This window comes from Budvicia aquatica DSM 5075 = ATCC 35567 (genome assembly GCF_000427805.1).
GTDB lineage: Bacteria > Pseudomonadota > Gammaproteobacteria > Enterobacterales > Enterobacteriaceae > Budvicia > Budvicia aquatica.
The window spans coordinates 40,574-60,757 of the sequence record NZ_ATYS01000026.1 but is presented as its reverse complement, the minus strand read 5'-3'; the positions used below and the strand labels follow the sequence as shown (position 1 = coordinate 60,757).

Here is a 20,184-nt window from a genome sequence, read left to right as displayed (position 1 = left end):
GCAGGTTGGTCTTTTAGCTAGAGCTCGTTGTAGCTAACTGCATATAAGTATGCCGTGCCTTCCGAAAGGAAAGCGCGGCTTATTCTCATTTATAGATTTACGAATTTGAGGCTTAATGGCAGGACGAATCCCACGCGTATTTATTAATGACTTGCTGGCCCGAACGGATATCGTCGATCTGATAGATGCCCGTGTAAAGCTGAAAAAGCAAGGCAAGAACTATCACGCCTGTTGTCCCTTCCATAATGAAAAAACGCCCTCTTTTACCGTAAACGGTGAGAAACAGTTTTACCATTGCTTCGGCTGTGGAGCTCATGGCAACGCCGTTGATTTTCTGATGAACTTCGATCGCTTAGAGTTCGTAGAAAGTATCGAAGAGCTGGCAAGCATGCATAGTCTTGAGGTTCCTTATGAATCCGGGACCGGCAGTAGCCAACTTGAACGGCACCAAAGGCAAAGTCTCTATCAGTTAATGGAGCCTCTGGCGCAGTTTTATCAAGAGTCACTCAACCAGCCGCAGTCACAAGATGCCCGTAACTATCTGGCACAGCGCGGTTTAAGTGATGATATCGTACAGCGTTTTGCCATCGGCTTTGCACCTGCAGGTTGGGACAACGTATTAAAACGCTTTGGTCGCTCAGCGGAGAATCGGGAATCACTCAGTGATGCCGGAATGCTGGTGACTAACGATAATGGCCGTAGCTATGACCGGTTTCGTGAACGAATTATGTTCCCTATCCGTGACAAGCGTGGCCGGGTCATTGCATTTGGTGGTCGTATTTTAGGCAACGGTACGCCGAAATACCTGAACTCACCAGAAACAGAAATATTCCATAAAGGCCGCCAGCTATATGGTCTTTACGAAGCACAGTTAAACCATAACCAACTCAACAAGTTGCTGGTTGTTGAAGGTTATATGGACGTTGTCGCGCTGGCACAGTTCGGTATCGATTACGCTGTCGCATCGTTAGGGACATCAACAACCGCAGAACATATCCAGCTGATGTTTCGCAGTACCGATAACGTTGTTTGTTGCTACGACGGTGATAATGCAGGACGCGAAGCCGCATGGCGTGCTTTAGAAACCGCACTACCCTATTTAACTGATGGCCGTCAGCTACGCTTTATGTTTTTACCTGACGGAGAAGATCCGGATACGTTAGTAAGGAAAGAAGGTAAAGAGGCTTTTGAGCATCGTTTAGAACTAGCCCAACCACTTTCTACCTTTTTATTTGATACACTAATGCCTCAGGTTGACCTTAGTTCACCTGACGGACGTGCTAAACTAAGTACTCTGGCATTACCTTTAATCACCAAAGTACCCGGTGAGACATTACGTTTATATCTGCGCCAACAGCTGGGGCAGAAGCTTGGAATTCTTGATGACAGCCAGCTTGATAAGCTTATGCCTAAACAGCTTGAGACCGAGCAGAGTAATTATCAACCGCCGCAGCTAAAACGTACAACTATGCGTATACTAATAGGGCTGTTGATTCAGCGCCCACAGTTAGCGGCACAAATACCATCTATACAAGGTCTGGAACAAACAGGTTTGGCGGGAGTCGAACTGTTTATTGAACTGGTCAACACCTGTATGGCTCAGCCGGGATTAACCACCGGGCAACTTTTAGAGCTATATCGTGGTAATAAATTTAGTCAACAGCTTGAAACCTTAGCAACATGGAACCACATGATTGTAGAGGACATGATTGAAGCAACTTTTCTTGATACGTTAGGCAAACTGTATGATTCAGTATTGGAACAGCGTCAGGAAGAGTTAATTGCTCGTGACAGAACCCACGGGCTCAGTTCTGAAGAACGCAAAGAGCTATGGTCGTTAAATATGGCCCTGGCTAAAAAAGATTAATGCAACCTATCACGGCTTAAGTGCCGAACATTGCGGGATATAAGTTCCCGCGTATAGCTGTTATTAAAGGCGACAGCTGATAAAAATAGCCCGACTACTTATCATGACCGGCCTAGCCGATAAAATTTAAATACTCTGAAGTGTGGATACCGTCTTATGGAGCAAAACCCGCAGTCACAGCTTAAACTTCTTGTTACCCTGGGCAAGGAGCAAGGCTACCTGACCTATGCTCAGGTCAATGACCATCTGCCAGAAGATATCATCGACTCCGATCAGATCGAAGACATCATTCAGATGATCAATGATATGGGTATTCAGGTGATGGAAATAGCACCTGATGCCGATGATCTAATGCTGGCAGAAAACACTGCAGATACCGATGAAGATGCTGCAGAAGCTGCCGCACAAGTATTGTCTAGCGTTGAATCCGAGATCGGACGGACAACGGACCCGGTACGCATGTATATGCGTGAAATGGGTACCGTTGAGCTGTTAACCCGCGAGGGCGAAATCGACATCGCTAAGCGTATTGAAGAAGGGATTAATCAGGTTCAGTGCTCAGTTGCTGAATATCCTGAGGCTATTACCTATCTGTTAGAGCAATACGATCGCGTTGAGACCGGTGAAACTCGCCTGTCTGACATTATCACTGCGTTTATCGACCCTAATGCAGACGATACCATCGGGCCTGCCGCAACACATGTCGGTTCTGAATTATCCAGCGAAGAGCAGGATGATGACGACGATGAAGACGAAGACGCGGATGATGATGCTGATGAAGATATCGGTATTGATCCTGAGTTAGCCCGTGAAAAATTCAACGACCTGCGTGAACAATATGAAGCTGCCCGTTTAGCCATTAAAGAGCACGGTCGCAGCCACGCTAAAGCCGTTGAAGAAATCTTAAAGCTATCTGAAGTATTCAAGCAGTTCCGACTGGTACCAAAGCAGTTTGATTACCTTGTTAACAACATGCGTCAGATGATGGACCGAGTGCGTACTCAAGAACGCCTGATCCTTAAGCTGTGTGTTGAACAAAGTAAAATGCCGAAGAAAAACTTCGTCACCCTATTTGCCGGTAATGAAACCAGCTCAACTTGGTTTTCAGCTGCATTAGCCATGGGTAAACCTTGGTCTGAAAAGCTAAAAGACGTGAGTGAAGAAGTTGAACGCAGCATTCATAAGCTACGTTTGATTGAAGAAGAAACTGGCTTAACCATCGAACAGGTTAAAGATATTAACCGTCGTATGTCTATCGGTGAAGCGAAAGCCCGCCGTGCGAAGAAAGAGATGGTTGAAGCTAACTTACGTCTGGTTATTTCTATTGCTAAAAAGTACACCAACCGTGGCCTACAGTTCCTGGATCTGATTCAGGAAGGTAATATCGGTCTGATGAAGGCAGTAGATAAGTTTGAATACCGCCGTGGCTATAAGTTCTCAACTTATGCAACATGGTGGATCCGTCAGGCTATCACCCGTTCGATTGCCGATCAGGCGCGCACCATCCGTATTCCGGTGCATATGATTGAAACCATCAACAAACTCAATCGTATTTCACGCCAGATGCTGCAAGAAATGGGTCGTGAACCGCTGCCGGAAGAGCTGGCTGAGCGTATGCTGATGCCGGAAGACAAAATCCGTAAAGTGCTGAAAATTGCTAAAGAGCCAATCTCCATGGAAACGCCAATCGGCGACGATGAAGATTCGCATCTGGGTGATTTTATCGAGGATACCACCCTTGAGCTGCCGCTGGATTCTGCCACATCTGAAAGCCTGCGTTCTGCGACTCACGATGTGTTAGCCGGCCTGACAGCCCGTGAAGCGAAAGTCCTGCGTATGCGTTTCGGTATCGATATGAACACTGACCACACCTTAGAAGAAGTGGGCAAACAGTTCGACGTAACCCGTGAGCGTATTCGTCAGATCGAAGCTAAAGCACTGCGTAAATTACGTCACCCAAGCCGCTCAGAAGTTCTGCGCAGCTTCCTTGATGACTAGTCATCCGTTGATGTAGACGTTACCGTCAAAAAACCCGCTTCGGCGGGTTTTTTATTATGCTTTGTTTATCGTTAGGTCAAGGGATTATCAGTCGCCTGCTCCGTGGCTTAGAGGCTCTGTAACGCAACCCCTAGCTCACGGTATGAATCGGCCAGTTGATCCAGCGTTGCCCTATTTAAGCCGCTAGGATTAGGCAATAACCACACCTGAGTCTGTCCTATCGTTATATCCTGCTTACCCCACTTAGCATTACGCACGCCAAAAGCCATGTGGTAGGCCTGCTTTCCTAAAATAGCCACGGCTTTGGGCTGATAATATTCGACCTTCTCAATCAAAGCCGCTCCCCCCTGTTTCAGTTCTTCTGAGGAGAGTTGATCGGCGCGTACCGTTGGTCGTTCAACCAGCATGGTAATACCGCAGTTATTATCTAATAGCATCAGTTCATCTTCGGGCGTTAAAAGCGTTTTGGTTAATCCGGCCTGATACAGCACTTTCCAAAAGCGGTTAGTCGCATCGGCAAAATGAAAGCCGCTGGATGCCGTTTTCAGCCCGGGATTTATGCCACAAAACACCACCTGTAAGCCGGGCCGCAAAATATCCGTTATCATCAATACCCTACCCATTATTGCCTAAACCATACACAGACTACGCTACCAATAAATACAACCACCTACAACTGCTCATAAAATCGACGCTTGCACAATCAAGCTATGGACGAAAGGATAAGTATTACCGTATAATCCCCGCCACTCGGCCCCTTAGCTCAGTTGGTTAGAGCACGCGACTCATAATCGCTTGGTCGCTGGTTCAAGTCCAGCAGGGGCCACCAAATTTTAGTAGTAAGTTCAGATAGTTAAGCCCACTTTATTAAGTGGGCTTTTTAATGCCTGTCGAAAAGTGGCGATGAAATGGCGATAGGTTTCTGCATTAAAGTCAATGAGATGATGTCTATTCAAATGTAGTATGTAGCCCATCCCTGAACTATAGATAGGATTTTATGTATGACTACCTTGCTTAAATTACGAAACATTGCAACCCGATTAATAATAGGATCATCATTATTCGCCTGCGCCAGTATCGCGATGGCTACACCGATTGCTTATGAAATTATCCAAGATACAAATACATCAATAGGAAGCCAGCGGCTCAGGGCGAGCATAACCATCATTGCACCAACGGCACAGGATAAAGCGAGCCGGGCAGCGGTGGTAAAACAAGCCGTTAATGATAAGACAGAAAAAGATAAAATTACCGTAGTCAGTATTTCATTGATTCCGGCTAAGTCACTGCTTGGATCGGGGGCGTTATTGGCTCAGGCTGAGTATTATGCGGATGGTTGCGGGCCTGCAGGTGCGCCATGCAATGGTATTAAGTGGGATGTGAGAGCATCGGATATTAAGATAACTGATAAAGCTATTCAGATATGGAGCCAGTCAATAAAAAGCGCCAATGAACTGGCTAAGAAAGGAATTTTTGAGGATGAAAAAATAACTGCAGATGTGGTAAAAAAATTAAGAATAAAGCCAAGTGAAGTTGATGTACCCTACATTGAGTTAGAGCCTGTTACTATACCGTAAAAACATACTAAGGATCAGTATATGAAAAAGACGAAAAGCAAATTATTCGGATTTAATGATGAAGATCTTAGTCAACAAGGGCCCTTTAAGCTTGCCATAATAATACCTATTTTACTTTTTTTTATTACGGGTGTTCCTGTATGGTGTGATTATACTATCGGTTTTTCTAAAGCATCATATGTTACTTTTCTTGAAATCAGCCAATTCCCATTATATTTATTGTCAATTTCAATTCCAGCAGTAGCTATTGTCGCTCACATACATCGAACAATTCAAACAGCAAAACAGATCCAATTAACTATTGATAAAAATTTACCGGATAGTTTTTATACCCAACTCAAAGCCATGGTCGACCTATTCAAAACATTACCATCAACGAAATTAACTAGAGTCAACAATGATGGGACACTCAAAAACTATACCTTTGAGATGCAATATACATACAAGTTATTCTATTCTATATATAAAGAATCCTCTGCTGAATCAGGAGCGAGCTTTAAGGTAGACACCTCGTTTACAGGCGGCTTTACATCTCAATTTCAAGAAATAGAAAAGCGCCTCAACTATGTAAAATTTTTGGCAAATATAAACCACTCTAGTCAGACGGAAGCTGTGCTATGCGAAGGGATGAAAGGACAACTGTTTGTAGAAATTGCCACGAGAATTCAAAGTATTTATCTTTTTATTGGCTATGATACTGATGGGTTCTTTTATGAAAACAATTCTCCCTCCGATCTGGCGATGTCGTTTAAAAGTGAAGATGAATTTAAAGTAGTATTATCAAGTATTGTTAGAATAGTTGACCATCTTTTTGGTTTGCTAAACATAAAAGATAATGCAATAGAATTAACTTTAAAGAACTTACTAGCATATGCTCTTCATACGGATTGTTTTTTTCCTGAAAAGGCATTCACAATATCAGCCAGTAAGAAATAATATATTACTATAACTGTAAGGAGGCTTGCGTATTGTTGACTGGATGTACTGAAACTGGCTCAACACTTCCGGGACTAACGATCGATCGTACATAAGTTTCATGAGCAATAAACGTATGTGAACATTCAATGTTTATACATTGATAATAACGTTCTTTTGTCGTTATCGTTATCTCATAACTACTGCGGGCATGGGCAGCATACCCACACTTCTTACAACGCATCATATACCACCCCTCAAAAAATATCGTTTCGTGAATAATATTACATTAATTCACAAAAAGCGATTATTCGAGTTCAATATCTTCAATCTTTACCTCTAACTCTAAAGAGGTTGTAAAGCCGCCATCACTCAAGCTATGGCTTACAGCTTTAATAATCCATAGAGCCTCATCTATCGGCTTCTTAAAGCCTGAAACTATGACCGGTGTTTCAGGAAAAAGCTCAGGGCGACCACGCGCTAACTGAATGCTGAATGTTGCCACACCTCTTTGCAGTTGCTCCCATTTGGCTTTAGCTGCCCGCATAGCATTACTCTTTGATGCGTAGGTATGGCGCATAACAAAAACGTTTTCATCAGTCCCGATTAGATACTCTTTATCTTTGTCTCGCTCTAAATCGGAGTCATCATCTGTAGCTTGCTTTCTAGGCTTGCGCTTAATGGTGGCCTTCGATTTGTCTTTGGTGTTGGTATCCATCCAATTTGCAGTTACGCCAGTATAAGCATCACGATCGGCGATGTTAAATTGATGGCTATCACCATCACTTCGTTTAAGTAAAAAAGGCTCTAAACTATGGCCTGATGCAGTTAGCCCGGTACCCGGTTGAATAAATAATAATTGTCCCTTTTTAATTGTTGCTATCGCTCCGTAATCTTGAGCTAGTCGAGTTAAGAAACTACCATCACTTTCACCGGTCTGATCTATATGTTCAATCTCTATTTCTGCTAGTTCAGGCGATATTTTAAACGCTAAATCATTGGCCTCAGCCATCCCCCAAATGATCTCGCCTAATGTTGTCTCGTGGTAAGATTTTTCACGGCGGATATTCATATTCCCACGAAAATCAGCGCTACGCGCACGGATGGTTAATACATCCGGCGTTCCTGAGTGACTAATCTCATCTACGGTAAAATCTCCTTTATCAATTAACGGCTCACCGTTCCAGCCCAATGATAAAGAAATGACAGCGCCACGCGGTGGCAGCTCCAACACCTGATCGCTATCATCCAAGGTGATATCAAGCTGGTCTACTTCAAAGCCTCTGTTATCAGCTAAAGACAATGAAATTAACCGACTGCTTAGCGATTTTGTAATATCTTTGCTTGCAATAGACAACTTAAAGTCAGGGGCTAAAGGGTTTGCGGTCAGGGCGTTAATTATTCCACCAAGCATAATCAGAACAACCCCGCTATTTTCTCACCTAAACTCCCCAGCATATCCAGAAGGCCATCATCGGTGCGCTTAAGATTAATGGTAAATTCAATTCGGCGGGCCGTTCCATCCTTAAAAAAGAATGATTTATTTTCCGTAATACTCTCAATAACAAACATGCCATATATCGCGCCGCTACTCTCAATCAAAGGCCAAGCCATACCCGCATCGGCCATTGTCTTTAATCCAAACATGGACAATCTCCCGCCGGTAAACTCTGGCAATAAAACACCGGATAAGGTGATTGTGTCATTATTAATTCCCGTAAACTGAACTGCAGGCGACTTACCAACGCGGTTATTTGTCGGAAAGCGCCATGATTTTGTTTGTTGGAATTCCTGATAAGGAACCGTTTTTAACATGAACGGGAACATACCTAGTATCATCATCATAAATTCACCACTCAGTTAGTATCAGCTAATACTCTGCGCTGACGCGCTGCCTTTTCCCTATCGCGTTCATCAAGCATTCTTTTTAGTTTTGCTGTGCTATCCGCATCACCTGAACCATTCGTGATATTAATTTCAGTCTTGGACTGATCGACATACTGCTTACTACCACCAAATTTAAGGGGCTGGTAAGAAGCCAGATCGGATACCTTTGAAAGAGGTTGATCAGTGCTAGTTGTCTGTACTTCGGCATTGGCTTGAATACCAAAAAACTCTTTAACTCCACCGGGGATTAGGTCGCTTAAAGAACTAAATTTATTTTTCAGCTCTGACCATTTCTCATTAATCCCGGATAACAGCCAGTCAATAATGGCCCGGCCATTATCAACAAAACTATCTTTAAGCCCTTTGACATAATCAACAATTCCATCCCAGTGCTTATAGATAATCCCCGGCAATGACCAATTAATAAAAAAGTTAGCTACTGCAGTACCTACATCTGTACAGACACGTTTAAATGCCGACCATGCCTGACCGGTCTTATCTCTGATTGCATCCCAATGTTTATAAATCAACCCCGGCAAAGACCAATCTATAAAGAAATTCAATACTGCCTTAGCTGCAGTTATGACCGCATTCTTTATATAAGCCCAAGCAACTGCACAGGCATTTTTAACCTTTTCCCATAGTGCTATAAACTTTGGCCCTAACCAGTCCCAGTTCTGCCAAATCCAGATGGCGGCCATAGCTATCAGGGCAATAATTGCCAAGATAGGATTAGCCATCATTGCCCGGCCTAAGAGCACAATCCCTTTACCTAGCAAGCCAACGCCTTTAGTAACTAAAGAGAAGGCCGAGAACCCCTTGATACCAAGAACAGAAAATGTCATTTTCAGCATAGCGAGCGGGCCAAGGATCCCCATAACACCGATCATTAGCGTTCCCATGACTGATGCAACTACAGCAAAAGAGGCGGCGACAATCACAATCCCTTTACTTATAGCGGGGTGGGCTTTTAAAAAGTCTGAAATTGAATGTAGGATTCCGCTGAGTTTTGTAGCGGTTTCACGCAACCAGCCGTTATTCTTTTCAAATAACTCAACACTGATATTCTCTAAACCAGCATGCAAAATAGTCATATCACCGGCTAAGTTATCCATCATCGTTTTAGCGACTCTGGCGGCTTCACCGTCATACTCTCCGGGCTGGCCCCGCATTTTCTCCAAAGAGCCATTACTAGCTGCGCGCATAAGCACACCAAAACCCGTAACCGCATACTGCCCGGCAATGGACTTATAAACAGCTCCGCGATCAACGTTTCCCATCTTCGCGGTTTTAGCGTCGATATCTTTTAAAATATCGATCAAGTCCCGCATATTTCCATCTTTATCAGAAGTTTTAACACCTAATTCTTTTACTGCGGCAGAGTTACCAATGCGACTTAATACGCTCCGCATTGTTGTACCTGCTTGGCTCCCTTGAATACCGGCGCTGCCTAGCATTGCCGTTGCAGCAGCCACAGTTTCAAGGCTCTGCCCATACTCCCGGCCAACACCTGCAGAATATTTAAGCGACTCGCCAAGCATGGGGATATCTACGTTATTGCGAGTAAACAGAGCGGTCATAACGTCTGCAACGTGATCCATTTTTTCCGCTGGTATTCCCATGGCCATCTGGATATTTGAGGCTATATCGGCAGTGGTGCCAAGGTCGATCCCGCCAGCCGAGGCAAGGTTAAGCATTCCCGGCATCGCCCCTAATACCTGTTTGGCGTTGTAGCCGGTGCGGGCTAAAAAGTATTGTCCCTCGGCTACTTCGGAATCAGTAAACTTTGATGACAATGGCAACGTTCTTGCCTGCTGTCTGAGAGCCTGCATTTCTGGTGCGCTTTTATCCTGAATTCGAGTTACGGCCTGAGTTTTACTCATCAATGCATCAAACTCATAGCCAACCCGCAAGGACTGGACCCCAAGTTGACCAACCCTACGCCCAGTGGCTTGAGTGGTGTAGCCCATACCGGCAACCACAGCCTTATGTTGCATAGATCGCTGATAACGATCTCTGACTGCGGCTAACCGCCTTTGGCGCTCGCCAAGTCGGGTTAACTCTGCCTGTTGCGCCCTAAGCTGCTGGGTGGTGCTGGTAATATTGGTTCTTAAGGCTCGCTGTGATGTGCCTAGCGTCCGAGTTGATAGCCCGGCGGCGTTGAGTGCGTCACGCTGGCGCTGTAGCGATGATTGCAGATTGTTATATTGTTGCTGTAACTGCTTGGCATTTTGTGCAGCCGCCCGCATCGCTTTGGTTTGTTGCGCTGTGGGGTTTTGTGATGCCCTAAACTGTTGAGCTAAGGCGGCAGCTTCGGCCTTGGCCTTTTTCAAGTTCTGGGCAGTGACTGCAGCCTGTGCCTGAGTTTTACGGAAACCATCAATCTGTGAGGCTTGGCTATTTAATTGCTTAAGCTGTTCACGAGAGGCTTTAATGTTTTGCGCTAACTTGGTGTTAGCTGATTGCATTGATTTAAACGGGCGAGTGAGTTTATCAACCGCATTCAGGATTACCCTTAACTCTAATTTTGAACCACTCACTCATCATTCTCCGTTCGCTTTGCTGCCTGCGCTCTCCATTCCCAAAGTTCCGTAATGCTCATGTCGTACATTTCAGAAGGAGGCCAATGAAAAATGATGGCAATATCTGCCATCAGATCATTAACGGTTAATCCTCTTGGTATCCCGGCAGCGCTGATTTCGGTAGCAAAAAACCAACAAGCTCACTACCCAGCTGAACCAGATCGGCAGGATCCATGTTCTGGATTTCTACTTCCGTTAGGCTTGGGTTAGTGATGCGGGGTAAAACTTTCATCAAACCAACAACATCCATCCCCATCAAATCAGTTAGGGAAGTGCCGCGCAGAGAGCCTGAATTGGGCTTTTTAACATAGACCTGCGTAATCTCGGTATCACCGCGCTTAATTGGTGTATCCAGCGTTACTGGTTCGATTACTTTCACTGCGCCTTTATCTTTAGCCATTTGTATCTACTCCGTTTTATCTTGTGATGGCGCGCCGATTGGCGCGCTTAAATGTGATATTGAGATGAATTACAGACCAATGTTTTTACGGTGCTGTTTTAAACGGTCATCACCGCCGATAATCTCAATCATGTTGATGGTGTCGATTTCAACAATATCCTCACCGTCAATAGTCAATTTGTAATACGTACAGACCGTACTGATCTTGGTCGATGTGTTCTCGCCTTGCTTTAACTCGCCGCCATCAACCTCTTTATGACGGCCACGCATTACTACCTCAACAGCGGAGGTATCGCCGGTATCATCCCGTTGATATGACCCCATAAAGCGGATAGGTACAGCGGCGGCAGTTGGTGCGCCAAGTTGTTTATAAATAAGTGGATGAAGGCCGCCAATTGCCCATTCAAGTGCTAGCGCATCATCATCTAGGCCCAAATCAGCGGGCGCAGATCCATTCATGCCACCGCCCCGGTAGTTCTCTAATTTTCGAGTCAGTTTGGGTAATGTCATGGATTCAATAACGCCAACCCAGTTATCACCATCAACGAACGTATTGAGGTATTTAAGTTTTCTTGGTAATGCCATGTTTCACCCTAGCTATTTAAAGATTGTCCAAAGTTCATCAGATAAGAATCAGTGATTCTCTGACGGAACATCAGGTTTTCCAGTGGAGGGATTGGCGTGTAGTCGTAGTCCAGATATAACTTACCGGCTTTCAATGTGTCTTTATCATTGACCGAATCGTCATACCAACAATCACCACCTAATAGATAACCGGTAGAAACCAGCTCACGCAGCTTGGCCCGAATACCTTCGATAATGTCTTTTGCCAGAGTTGGCGTTAATGGCTTATCAATTGCCCACATGTGAGCCTCTGCCATCGTATCCGCCAGAACCTGAGCCGAACGGGTATAGTTTTCAAATGCAAAAAGCGGATCATCTGAGCAGGTACGAGAACCCCAAAAACGATAACCATCACTACGGATTAAAGTAGTAATGTCATTTTCATTAAGCAGGCCAGCATCAGTTGCAGGATTTTGGAGCGCCCAATAAACATCATGGCTAATCCCTGTCACGCCATTTACACCAATGTTTGATAAGGTTTTATGCCAGCCGATTTCCTCATCCAGTTTGGCGCGTAGTCCCAAAGCGCGGGCGGTTGCGTAGGCTGTGGCCTCTTGATTTTTAACAGTATCCCAGTCAATAAAATCAGGCCAAATCAGCATTAATTCACGCTGACTAAATCCCTGCCGATATAACATCGCCTCTTCTTTAGTCTCGCACCCGTGAGCGCTGATATAACCAAATGCCCGCAATGACTGGCAAATAGAAGCTAACTCCGCTGAAACATACTCGTTATCAAGCCCCGGTACACCTAAGATGCGAGGCGTTACACCTAAACGGGTTTGCGCTGAAAGTAAGGCTTTCATGCCAGTATTACGGCCCGCAATATTGCCGCCAATAATATTTGAGGTGGTTTCCTCTTCCGTTTCAGCCTCTTTCACACGAACAACAACCGTGACCGGCTTAGTCTGATCGGCGATAGCATCAAGAGATCGGGCAAGCGTTCCAGCTTCGCCCGCACTCCCGATGGCTTTATTGATATCGGTGAGTAAAACCGGTGTGTCATATGGAAATGTTTTTTCATCAGCATCATTAGCGGTGCAGACCATGCCAACAATTGCAGTGCTGATAGTTCTGATGGTGCGCGTTCCTTCATTTATTTCCTGAACGCGCACGCCGTGATGGTAATCTTGAGCCATTAAAATAGTTCTCCGGTGAACAAAGAATGTCACCGGATATAATGAGGAAAGGATAAGAAGAGCGCAGCTTATTGGATGTGTGCCATTGCTGGCACAATTTGATTATTCTGGTTGAGTAGGCCAGATGATATCTGGTGCGGTGCTGGTATCAACCCTGCTAAGTAAAACACGGTAGATACGGATATTGCGCCAAATATAGAGTGGCCCATCATACCGGCCTAGTTATTCAATATCGGATATTTCTTCTGGCTCGGTAAAAATATGTCCGTCGTACAAATAGTCTGCTTGAACGTATTCGGGACAATTAACCCATACAAGAGAGGGGTGGAAACGCCCCTCTGGATTGATATCAGTTAATTCCACTACTCTATTATTTTCTATTCTTGCCCACATATTTACCACCTTATAAATACCGCGCCAGCGGCCCCTTCGCCAGCAAATGCCTTTGCAATTACAGTATTAACAATACAGCCTGAGCCGCCGCCGCCATAAGCATCGCCTTTATTAGCTACGCCCCCAACTCCATTAGCAGTCCCCAACCCCATCGGTGAGCCGCCGTTGGGACCACCACCGCCGCCCGGAACGATATAAACTTGCTGTGCTGCGGTTGCTATATTCACTAAATTATTATTCCCACCGTAGCCGAGCGATGCGTTTATATCACCGCCAACCCCCACCCCCCCAGAGCTTGCTGAGTTAAAAAAACTTGAACCGCCTGAGGCGGAACAATATGCACCGAATGAAGATGTTCCCCCAGCCATTCCAGCTTCTAAAGTTGAACCTGATGTAATCGCCCCGGCACCGCCAACCCCAACAGTAACTGTTACTGTTACTGTTACTGCATCAATATCCGTTAAATCTATTAATTTTGCGGCATATCCACCACCACCACCGCCAGCCGGGGCAACAATGACACCGGTCAGGGTTGATGAAATTCTTATAGCGCCACCGCCCCCACCACCGCCATAAACCTCTACCCAGCATTTACGGCCCGCACATAGCTCATCAGGAACGTTAAACGTATAAATCCCAGCATCAGTGTAAGTCTGTATATTTTGATAGCCAAAATGCTGTTCTGTTAAACCAAGGTTTTCTAAAACTAAAGCCACATCCTCCACATCACTCAAATTTGCTGCTTTACTCAATTTACCACTTACTTGATCGCTGACTGCCTTAATGGAGCTCGATGTAGCTGCAGTAGTGTCATTATCACTATCAGTAGACTTACTGAGTTTAACAAACCCCTTGCTGCTTAACGTTGCATCAGGATGGCACCTTGATTTCTCATGATCAGTAAGTGCCGTTTTCATTCTCATTTCTAGCGCTGAAATTGACTGGTCAACATGCTGTCGGGTTGCCAGCACAATCGCCGGATCAATTTTAAGTGATACATTACTGGTACTACTAACAATCAAAACCATTCGCACAACCTGTGTGCGGCCAGAGCCTTCCTGTAATTGCGGCTTATAGGATTCAGGAGCATTAGCGACAGCAATCAGATCGCCAACGGAATCATAAAGGCCGGTTTCTCTGATATACCAGCCGCCTATAGTCTCGGGTAAAACCATTTCGGCAATAATCTGATTCTGGTTGTTCTCATCCACAGACAATGAGTTTAATTGTGCCCTGTAGCACTCATTCACTAATTTGATTTGTGTGGCATCAGGATTAGGAACTACTCCACCGCCATCACCAATAGCCATATGGGTAATTTCCAACTGAGCACCCAAGGCGGTAGCATTAGCCAACTTAGCTGCGCCAATTGCGGTTAGAATCACATAATATTTACTTGTCATTACTCTATTCTCATTATGTCGATTAAGTGAAGTGCGCCAGCCGTATTAATATTACTGCTAATAACAATTTCATCCGGCACGTATGGATATATAGTTAATTCATCCCCGCTATAACTAGAACAAGCAATATAAGCGCGGCCCTGAGTTTCTAAATTAATCGAGAGTCCGATAAGGTGGCGGCTGCAGGGTTTTGCATCATTAATTAACCGCTCTAACTCCCGATACATTTCATCGGTAATTCCCGTTTCTAATACACCAACATCAAGCCGAAACGTTCCCGGAATATCACCAGATTTCCACCATTCAACGACACGGATTAAATAACCCAATGGCTCAACAACTCGGCGAATGGCGGCAATAGTGCCCTTGTGCCGGTGAATATAATAAGACGCAGAAACAGCATTACGCTTCACCTGTTCAGGCCAGTTACTATCCCAATAATCGACAGAGAAAGCCCAAGCCAAATAAGGTAGAAAATTAGCAGGGCAAAGGTTCGGGTCCCAAAGCTCCCGCAGAGGCACTGAGAGCAGATCGATATCAGCTAATGCTTTTGCAGCTGCGATTTCCAACAAAGATGAGCCAGTAGGCAATAACTGATTACTCATCATATCCACCAAAACCAATTTGATATGAGGAACAATAAGCCGCCTGAGTCTTATCCAAAACCACATCCTCAGCCGGGCTGATTAACTCAACGCGCTGGACTCCTTCAACGGTTAAGGCTGCATAAATAGCACTTTTCCTAATATCTCGGCCTAACCGCCGTTGTATTGCTATATATTCCCTTAGCTTATTTTCTGCCGCTAATCGCACAGGCTCAGACTCAGGCCCCGGATAAAACCATAAATCGGCTTCTATTTGATATTCAATTATTTCCGCTGATTGAACAGTGACACGGTCAGCAACCGGGCGCACGTTCTCATCATTAAGCGCTTTATTAATAATTGAAATAAGATCGCTACTTGCCTGACCGGTGCCTTCTCTGGATAAAACTGATATTAATACCTCAGCCGGGCGCGGGCTGATTGCTGACACATCAGACACCCGACCGTCAGCGCTTCTGGCATGAAACTCATAAGCACCGGTAGGCCCGGCAACGCTCATCCCCTCAAAGGCTTGAGGCAATCTCAGCCTTAAATCACTATCAGACTCCATCACTGCAGCCACCGGGGGAATGGACTTACTATCTGCTGGATGAATAACAAGACGTTCAACATTGTAATTTGCCGCTAAGTTATCCAAGTCATTACCGCCAGAATAGGCAACCATTACTGCGCGGGCCGCTTCATTCACTCTCTGCCGGAGCACTAACTCACGATAAGCATTTTCCTGCAGCAATTTAACGATCGGCTCAGATTCAAATTGTAATGTCGCCTCAATATTGGCCCGCAGATCTTCTGGATAAAGTGAAATTAATCGTTGCTTTCGCTCCTGAAAAATCACTTCAAAATCCAATAATTCAATGACATTAGGGGCAGGTAACTGGTTTAAATCAATAACGCCACTCATCGCTAGATCCCTATTGGCAATTCAAAATTAAAGTTCATATCTGTATCTATTCGCTTGCCGCCAAACGTGACAACCATAGTCCCATCAAAAGAGGCTTGAACATCAATATCAGTTAGCTGAATGCGTGGCTCCCACTGAACGAGAGCGCTATAAATAGCCGACATCATTCTTAGGCGAGTTACATCGTTTTGAGGCTGGTCAATAAGCCTGAACAGTAATGAGCCATATTCCCGGCGAGCAATGCGGGAACCTATCGGCGTAATAAGAATATCTCTTACTGATTGCCGGATATGATCCAAGTCGGAAATGCTGCGCCCTGTACCAGAGTTCATGCCTAAATACATTATCTTGGCCCCCCGGATGTATCGCCGCCCTGTTTAACACCATCATGAATATGAGTATCAACAACCACGCCATTTGATGAGAAACTGCCACCACTATGATTAATATTGCCTTTCATCGTCCCGCCGCCGTTCACTTGTAGAGATTGAGTGATTAATAAACTTGAGCACTCAACAACCGGCGAGTTAAGCATTATCTTGGTTCCTGCAGAGGCAGTTATCTTGTCAGCGTTATCAATAAAGACGGTCTTTGCTCCATTGATGTTTAACGTACTGGTTGCCGCTTCATACTCAATAACAGCACCATCAGAAAATTTAATTTTTCTGGCGGTTGGCGATAGAGACGGCGGCGGATTATCATCAGAATAGATACCCACTAAAGCGAATGCTGTAGTTAGTTCACCACCTAAACAGAGTAAAAGTACTTGCTCGCCTACAGTTGGCGGCCACCAATCTGAATCGCCCCCTGCGCGCTGACATATCCACTTTATCCAACCGGTCTCAAGTTCCCCAGTCTTAACCCGGCAATATGGACGAGCAGGATCAAGCGCGGATATAACACCAATGCGCAATAAATTATCTAAGCGCCTTCTCAGGTCTGTTATTACATCAAGATTATTCATAACGGATAGTGTGCCGATTACCTGATATCTTTTGGATTAATTGAAGGTGTGCCACGATTGGCACAAATTGAATTTATTTACTGAGGAAATCGATAATTTCAGTGCCTATAATTTCCACGTCATGAGGAGTAATACCAATCAACTGTCGGCGAGCGTACTTAATCTCAAGTTTTCGCCCCTTAGTTTCTATTTTTTCTCTCAATCCATAATGATGAACACGCGCTATATTCTGCGTGCTCTGAGCAAATGAAATAGTCATATCATCCGGCGTAGACCGGGTTTTCATAAATCGAACCGTGCGCAACCGGCGAAACATCACCCGCTTGCCCGGTTTCTTATTTTTCCGGGGCGCGTAAGGCGTTCCATCGGGGGCTTGTTGTTTCTGAATACTTATTTGCTGACGCTGGCGTAATTTGCGCGCTAATGCTGAATTCATTTTACGGCGGCTTGCCGGTGATGACCGATTAATTAATGCGGCAATGGCTTGTTCTACTTGATGCAAATCACTCACGGCATGGCCCACTCATCATTAATAGGTGGTGGCGGCTCAGGAATATTCTGAATAAAAATAGCGCCATCTTTCATACTGGCAATAACACGCTCAGTTAGTCGTAATGAGATATCAATATCTTGTTGTTGGTGATTTAAAAAATCGACCTCAAATCTAATACCGTCAGATTCAGCAGTTAATATATCTGGCTGATTTTTTCTCAGCCAATACAAGATCGGTACGATTAATAAATTGGCGTCACCTGAATAATCAGTAATCAATATATTCATCACATACTGATATTCGAATGACAGCGAAGGACCCAACGTAGAAATAACTTTTCCATCTTTAATAAATACATGTAGGTTCTCAGGTGATTTACGGACAAAATCAACACTTTTATTGAGCATATCCCTCAGAGAATCCGGCTTTATCATTATTAATATCTCGCTGGCAATTTAAAATCATATCGACCTTTTCAGCGCACTGATATAGCGCCAACTCTAACTGATTCGCCACATCATCCAGATCACCGTTAGTGAATGGATTCTGGGCCGGAAACTGGCAAGCTGTCACGCTCGGACAACCATTTACGATAATCGGACGCGCCGTTGATGGCGGGTCGTTGGCGCAGCCTGATAACATCAGGAGGCAAGCCAGAATTAAACCAGTCGCGTAACATTTCGTTTTCATGAGTCAGTCTCTGTAATTGCTTATTTTTGATATTAAGCCGTTCAGTTGTTTCCGTTAATTGCTGTTGATGAATAACCTGAGCCTTATCATTATCACGCTTTAATGAAGCCAATTTTTCAATGCTTTTATTTAATTGATTGATGGTGTTATCACGGGTATTAATCAGTAATTTTGCGTTGTCCCATTTAGCGGATAAATAATCAACCCGCCATAACAAGAAAATAACAGCAGCGATAATAGAAATAATAAATACAGCGGTTAGTTTCATCAGCGAACCCCCGATAAACACAATTTAGTTTCGGCGGCCCTCCGGCGTTCTAATCCCGGCGAAACTTTTCCAGCCGCATATTTAAAGCCACCGAACTCATTACACATAGCGCGCCAGTTTCGTTGAGTTGCATGCGTTGCTAAAAAGGTTGGCCTTTTTTGTTTTCGATTATATGTTGCTGCCTGACAGCCAACATTCAGCACTAATGATGCACTGGCATCTAAAACACTCTGAGGCATATTCGCGCCATTTAACTTAGCCATGACGCAACGTTCAGCATCAGTAATATCCTCAATCAAGAACCTAGCGATCTTATCCGTTGTTGCTGAATCACCACGTTTAACGCCTTTGGTATGACCGATTCCATTTGTCCAGACACCGGCGGAACATTGATAGGCATTAGTCCTGCAGCCTTCAAATTCAGCAATAAGCTGGATAGCATCATCACTAACCCGCAACGAATCAGCGCCGGGCAGCGTCCAGAAAATACCTAATACTGCAGTAATAATGCAGGCACTACCTGTTAGTTTCTTCATAAATCCTCTGCCTTATCCCTAAATCTTTTAATATCCGTGCTGTTTTTCGGCGGTAATGCCAGTTAACAAAGAATGTACCGATTGCCACCGCGATCCCTGTTACATACATCCATTCCTGTAGAGTCATAGCTCCACATGTAGCGACTAATACGGACATTGAGTAACTGAGGTTTGTTATATGACGCTCCAACCAATTAGAAAGATCCAAAATCAAACGCTCAACTAATCCCATAGCTGTACCATTTTTCTATTTGTTACTGGCGCGATATCCGGTAGTTCTACCGGTGTGCCATGCGGAATAACCACACCAAGATCTGATAGACCAGGATTAGCTCTTAACACTAACTCTGTGACACCGGCTGTACGCTGGTAATACCGCCAACAGATGGCATCCACGGTATCTCCCTGATGTGCGATAATTTTCATATCAATTCAATGGTGCTATGAGGCAAGCCTTGGATCTCGCTAATGGCCCAAGCTGCATCACGGCGTAAATCATCAATAGAATCCGGCATTTCCTCAGCTTTCTGGTTGCCTGAGTTGGTCGCGTCATAATCCCGGTAACGTTCAAGTAACCCGGCTTTGGTCTTACAATACACGGCCTGCTTATATCTAAATAAATGGATGCTATGGCCGCCAATGGAATCCGCCGGAACAGCACTTAAAGACGAGTAACCTTTATCTTTTTGCTCATCTCGCCAGACAAAAAGCTCACCATTCACACTGGCAATTTCATTTAACGCAATATGCCGGAGCCGTTGAGTAGACACAGTTCCATCAATACGCATAACATCCCGTAAATCAGCCAAATCAACAGAGGGCCAAAAATTGGTATTAACGATTGGCTCTTCATTTTCTGGCGGTGGATTAGCGGTAATAAATTTCATGTTATTCCCTGTTAGGTTGGGCGGTGGACGGAATAAGCGTTTAATTCAACAC

General features: G+C 44.7%; 28 protein-coding genes and 1 tRNA gene. 5 read left to right on the top strand and 24 right to left on the bottom strand.

Going from position 1 to position 20,184, the window contains the following annotated elements:
* Window positions 1–115 precede the first annotated feature (115 nt).
* On the top strand, window positions 116–1,867 hold the full coding sequence (gene dnaG, locus YWE_RS0111890) for a DNA primase (protein WP_029094734.1): 1,752 nt from the start codon (window positions 116–118) through the stop codon (window positions 1,865–1,867).
* A gap of 156 nt (window positions 1,868–2,023) precedes the next feature.
* The gene (gene rpoD, locus YWE_RS0111885; RefSeq protein WP_029094733.1) at window positions 2,024–3,865 is read left to right on the top strand and encodes an RNA polymerase sigma factor RpoD; all 1,842 of its coding nucleotides are present in this window, start codon (window positions 2,024–2,026) and stop codon (window positions 3,863–3,865) included.
* 107 nt (window positions 3,866–3,972) lie between these two features.
* Here the strand turns inward: rpoD and mug are convergent, their stop codons facing one another.
* Window positions 3,973–4,473 carry a G/U mismatch-specific DNA glycosylase gene (gene mug / locus YWE_RS0111880; protein WP_029094732.1) on the bottom strand — a complete coding sequence of 167 codons (501 nt, stop codon included), beginning with the start codon at window positions 4,471–4,473 and terminating at the stop codon, window positions 3,973–3,975.
* Window positions 4,474–4,617: 144 nt separating this feature from the next.
* Here mug and YWE_RS0111875 point away from each other — a divergent pair.
* The 3 genes from YWE_RS0111875 to YWE_RS29005 all read left to right on the top strand — a co-directional run bounded on the left by YWE_RS0111875 (window position 4,618) and on the right by YWE_RS29005 (window position 6,378).
* Window positions 4,618–4,694 (top strand) — tRNA-Ile (locus YWE_RS0111875).
* A gap of 172 nt (window positions 4,695–4,866) precedes the next feature.
* On the top strand, window positions 4,867–5,442 hold the full coding sequence (locus YWE_RS0111870) for a DUF4875 domain-containing protein (RefSeq protein ID WP_029094731.1): 576 nt from the start codon (window positions 4,867–4,869) through the stop codon (window positions 5,440–5,442).
* A 21-nt stretch (window positions 5,443–5,463) separates the two neighbouring features.
* On the top strand, window positions 5,464–6,378 hold the full coding sequence (locus tag YWE_RS29005) for a hypothetical protein (protein ID WP_029094730.1): 915 nt from the start codon (window positions 5,464–5,466) through the stop codon (window positions 6,376–6,378).
* A gap of 7 nt (window positions 6,379–6,385) precedes the next feature.
* Here YWE_RS29005 and YWE_RS29595 read toward each other — a convergent pair whose 3' ends face one another.
* The 23 genes from YWE_RS29595 to YWE_RS0111765 form a co-directional block, all read right to left on the bottom strand.
* Entirely contained in the window at window positions 6,386–6,601 is a 216-nt protein-coding gene (locus YWE_RS29595) for an ogr/Delta-like zinc finger family protein (protein WP_407641200.1), read from the bottom strand.
* A 63-nt stretch (window positions 6,602–6,664) separates the two neighbouring features.
* Window positions 6,665–7,771: a phage late control D family protein gene (locus YWE_RS0111860; protein WP_051323314.1), complete on the bottom strand. Its 1,107-nt coding sequence runs from the start codon at window positions 7,769–7,771 to the stop codon at window positions 6,665–6,667.
* A 2-nt stretch (window positions 7,772–7,773) separates the two neighbouring features.
* Window positions 7,774–8,202 (bottom strand): phage tail protein, encoded by a 429-nt coding sequence (locus tag YWE_RS27155; protein WP_051323313.1) that lies wholly within the window; start codon window positions 8,200–8,202, stop codon window positions 7,774–7,776.
* Between the two features lie 11 nt (window positions 8,203–8,213).
* Window positions 8,214–10,784: a phage tail tape measure protein gene (locus tag YWE_RS0111850; protein WP_029094728.1), complete on the bottom strand. Its 2,571-nt coding sequence runs from the start codon at window positions 10,782–10,784 to the stop codon at window positions 8,214–8,216.
* Window positions 10,781–10,897 (bottom strand): GpE family phage tail protein, encoded by a 117-nt coding sequence (locus tag YWE_RS29000; protein ID WP_051323312.1) that lies wholly within the window; start codon window positions 10,895–10,897, stop codon window positions 10,781–10,783. Before YWE_RS29000 ends, YWE_RS0111850 begins: the two co-directional genes overlap by 4 nt.
* A 14-nt stretch (window positions 10,898–10,911) precedes the next feature.
* Entirely contained in the window at window positions 10,912–11,226 is a 315-nt protein-coding gene (locus YWE_RS0111840) for a phage tail assembly protein (protein ID WP_029094727.1), read from the bottom strand.
* A gap of 69 nt (window positions 11,227–11,295) precedes the next feature.
* Entirely contained in the window at window positions 11,296–11,811 is a 516-nt protein-coding gene (locus YWE_RS0111835) for a phage major tail tube protein (protein WP_029094726.1), read from the bottom strand.
* Window positions 11,812–11,819: 8 nt separating this feature from the next.
* Window positions 11,820–12,989 (bottom strand): phage tail sheath protein, encoded by a 1,170-nt coding sequence (locus tag YWE_RS0111830; RefSeq protein ID WP_029094725.1) that lies wholly within the window; start codon window positions 12,987–12,989, stop codon window positions 11,820–11,822.
* Window positions 12,990–13,091: 102 nt separating this feature from the next.
* A complete protein-coding gene (locus YWE_RS31905) occupies window positions 13,092–13,166 on the bottom strand; it encodes a tail fiber assembly protein (RefSeq protein ID WP_227659994.1) in 75 nt (24 codons plus the stop codon).
* A 45-nt stretch (window positions 13,167–13,211) separates the two neighbouring features.
* On the bottom strand, window positions 13,212–13,382 hold the full coding sequence (locus tag YWE_RS31095) for a hypothetical protein (RefSeq protein WP_029094724.1): 171 nt from the start codon (window positions 13,380–13,382) through the stop codon (window positions 13,212–13,214).
* Between the two features lie 2 nt (window positions 13,383–13,384).
* Window positions 13,385–14,785, bottom strand: coding sequence for a phage tail protein (locus YWE_RS31190; RefSeq protein WP_051323311.1), 1,401 nt, complete (start codon window positions 14,783–14,785; stop codon window positions 13,385–13,387).
* Entirely contained in the window at window positions 14,785–15,390 is a 606-nt protein-coding gene (locus YWE_RS0111815; protein ID WP_029094723.1) for a phage tail protein I, read from the bottom strand. The genes YWE_RS31190 and YWE_RS0111815 overlap by 1 nt, the downstream gene beginning before the upstream one ends.
* On the bottom strand, window positions 15,383–16,294 hold the full coding sequence (locus tag YWE_RS0111810; protein WP_036015840.1) for a baseplate assembly protein: 912 nt from the start codon (window positions 16,292–16,294) through the stop codon (window positions 15,383–15,385). The genes YWE_RS0111815 and YWE_RS0111810 overlap by 8 nt, the downstream gene beginning before the upstream one ends.
* Window positions 16,295–16,296: 2 nt before the next feature.
* Window positions 16,297–16,626 (bottom strand): GPW/gp25 family protein, encoded by a 330-nt coding sequence (locus YWE_RS0111805; protein ID WP_248595850.1) that lies wholly within the window; start codon window positions 16,624–16,626, stop codon window positions 16,297–16,299.
* Window positions 16,627–16,637: 11 nt separating this feature from the next.
* Complete coding sequence (locus YWE_RS0111800; protein WP_029094720.1) at window positions 16,638–17,258, bottom strand: phage baseplate assembly protein V; 621 nt, start codon at window positions 17,256–17,258, stop codon at window positions 16,638–16,640.
* 73 nt (window positions 17,259–17,331) lie between these two features.
* Complete coding sequence (locus YWE_RS0111795) at window positions 17,332–17,769, bottom strand: phage virion morphogenesis protein (protein ID WP_029094719.1); 438 nt, start codon at window positions 17,767–17,769, stop codon at window positions 17,332–17,334.
* Window positions 17,766–18,185: a phage tail protein gene (locus tag YWE_RS0111790; protein WP_029094718.1), complete on the bottom strand. Its 420-nt coding sequence runs from the start codon at window positions 18,183–18,185 to the stop codon at window positions 17,766–17,768. Before YWE_RS0111790 ends, YWE_RS0111795 begins: the two co-directional genes overlap by 4 nt.
* Window positions 18,148–18,393 carry an Rz1-like lysis system protein LysC gene (gene lysC, locus YWE_RS31400; protein WP_248595849.1) on the bottom strand — a complete coding sequence of 82 codons (246 nt, stop codon included), beginning with the start codon at window positions 18,391–18,393 and terminating at the stop codon, window positions 18,148–18,150. The genes YWE_RS0111790 and lysC overlap by 38 nt, the downstream gene beginning before the upstream one ends.
* Entirely contained in the window at window positions 18,284–18,709 is a 426-nt protein-coding gene (gene lysB / locus YWE_RS28990) for an Rz-like lysis system protein LysB (protein WP_051323309.1), read from the bottom strand. The genes lysC and lysB overlap by 110 nt, the downstream gene beginning before the upstream one ends.
* Window positions 18,709–19,245: a lysozyme gene (locus tag YWE_RS0111780; RefSeq protein WP_029094717.1), complete on the bottom strand. Its 537-nt coding sequence runs from the start codon at window positions 19,243–19,245 to the stop codon at window positions 18,709–18,711. Before YWE_RS0111780 ends, lysB begins: the two co-directional genes overlap by 1 nt.
* The gene (locus tag YWE_RS31900) at window positions 19,226–19,402 is read right to left on the bottom strand and encodes an HP1 family phage holin (protein ID WP_407641199.1); all 177 of its coding nucleotides are present in this window, start codon (window positions 19,400–19,402) and stop codon (window positions 19,226–19,228) included. Before YWE_RS31900 ends, YWE_RS0111780 begins: the two co-directional genes overlap by 20 nt.
* 65 nt (window positions 19,403–19,467) lie before the next feature.
* Window positions 19,468–19,671, bottom strand: coding sequence for a tail protein X (locus tag YWE_RS0111770; RefSeq protein WP_029094715.1), 204 nt, complete (start codon window positions 19,669–19,671; stop codon window positions 19,468–19,470).
* Window positions 19,668–20,132: a head completion/stabilization protein gene (locus YWE_RS0111765; RefSeq protein ID WP_029094714.1), complete on the bottom strand. Its 465-nt coding sequence runs from the start codon at window positions 20,130–20,132 to the stop codon at window positions 19,668–19,670. The genes YWE_RS0111770 and YWE_RS0111765 overlap by 4 nt, the downstream gene beginning before the upstream one ends.
* Between the last annotated feature and the right edge of the window lie 52 nt (window positions 20,133–20,184).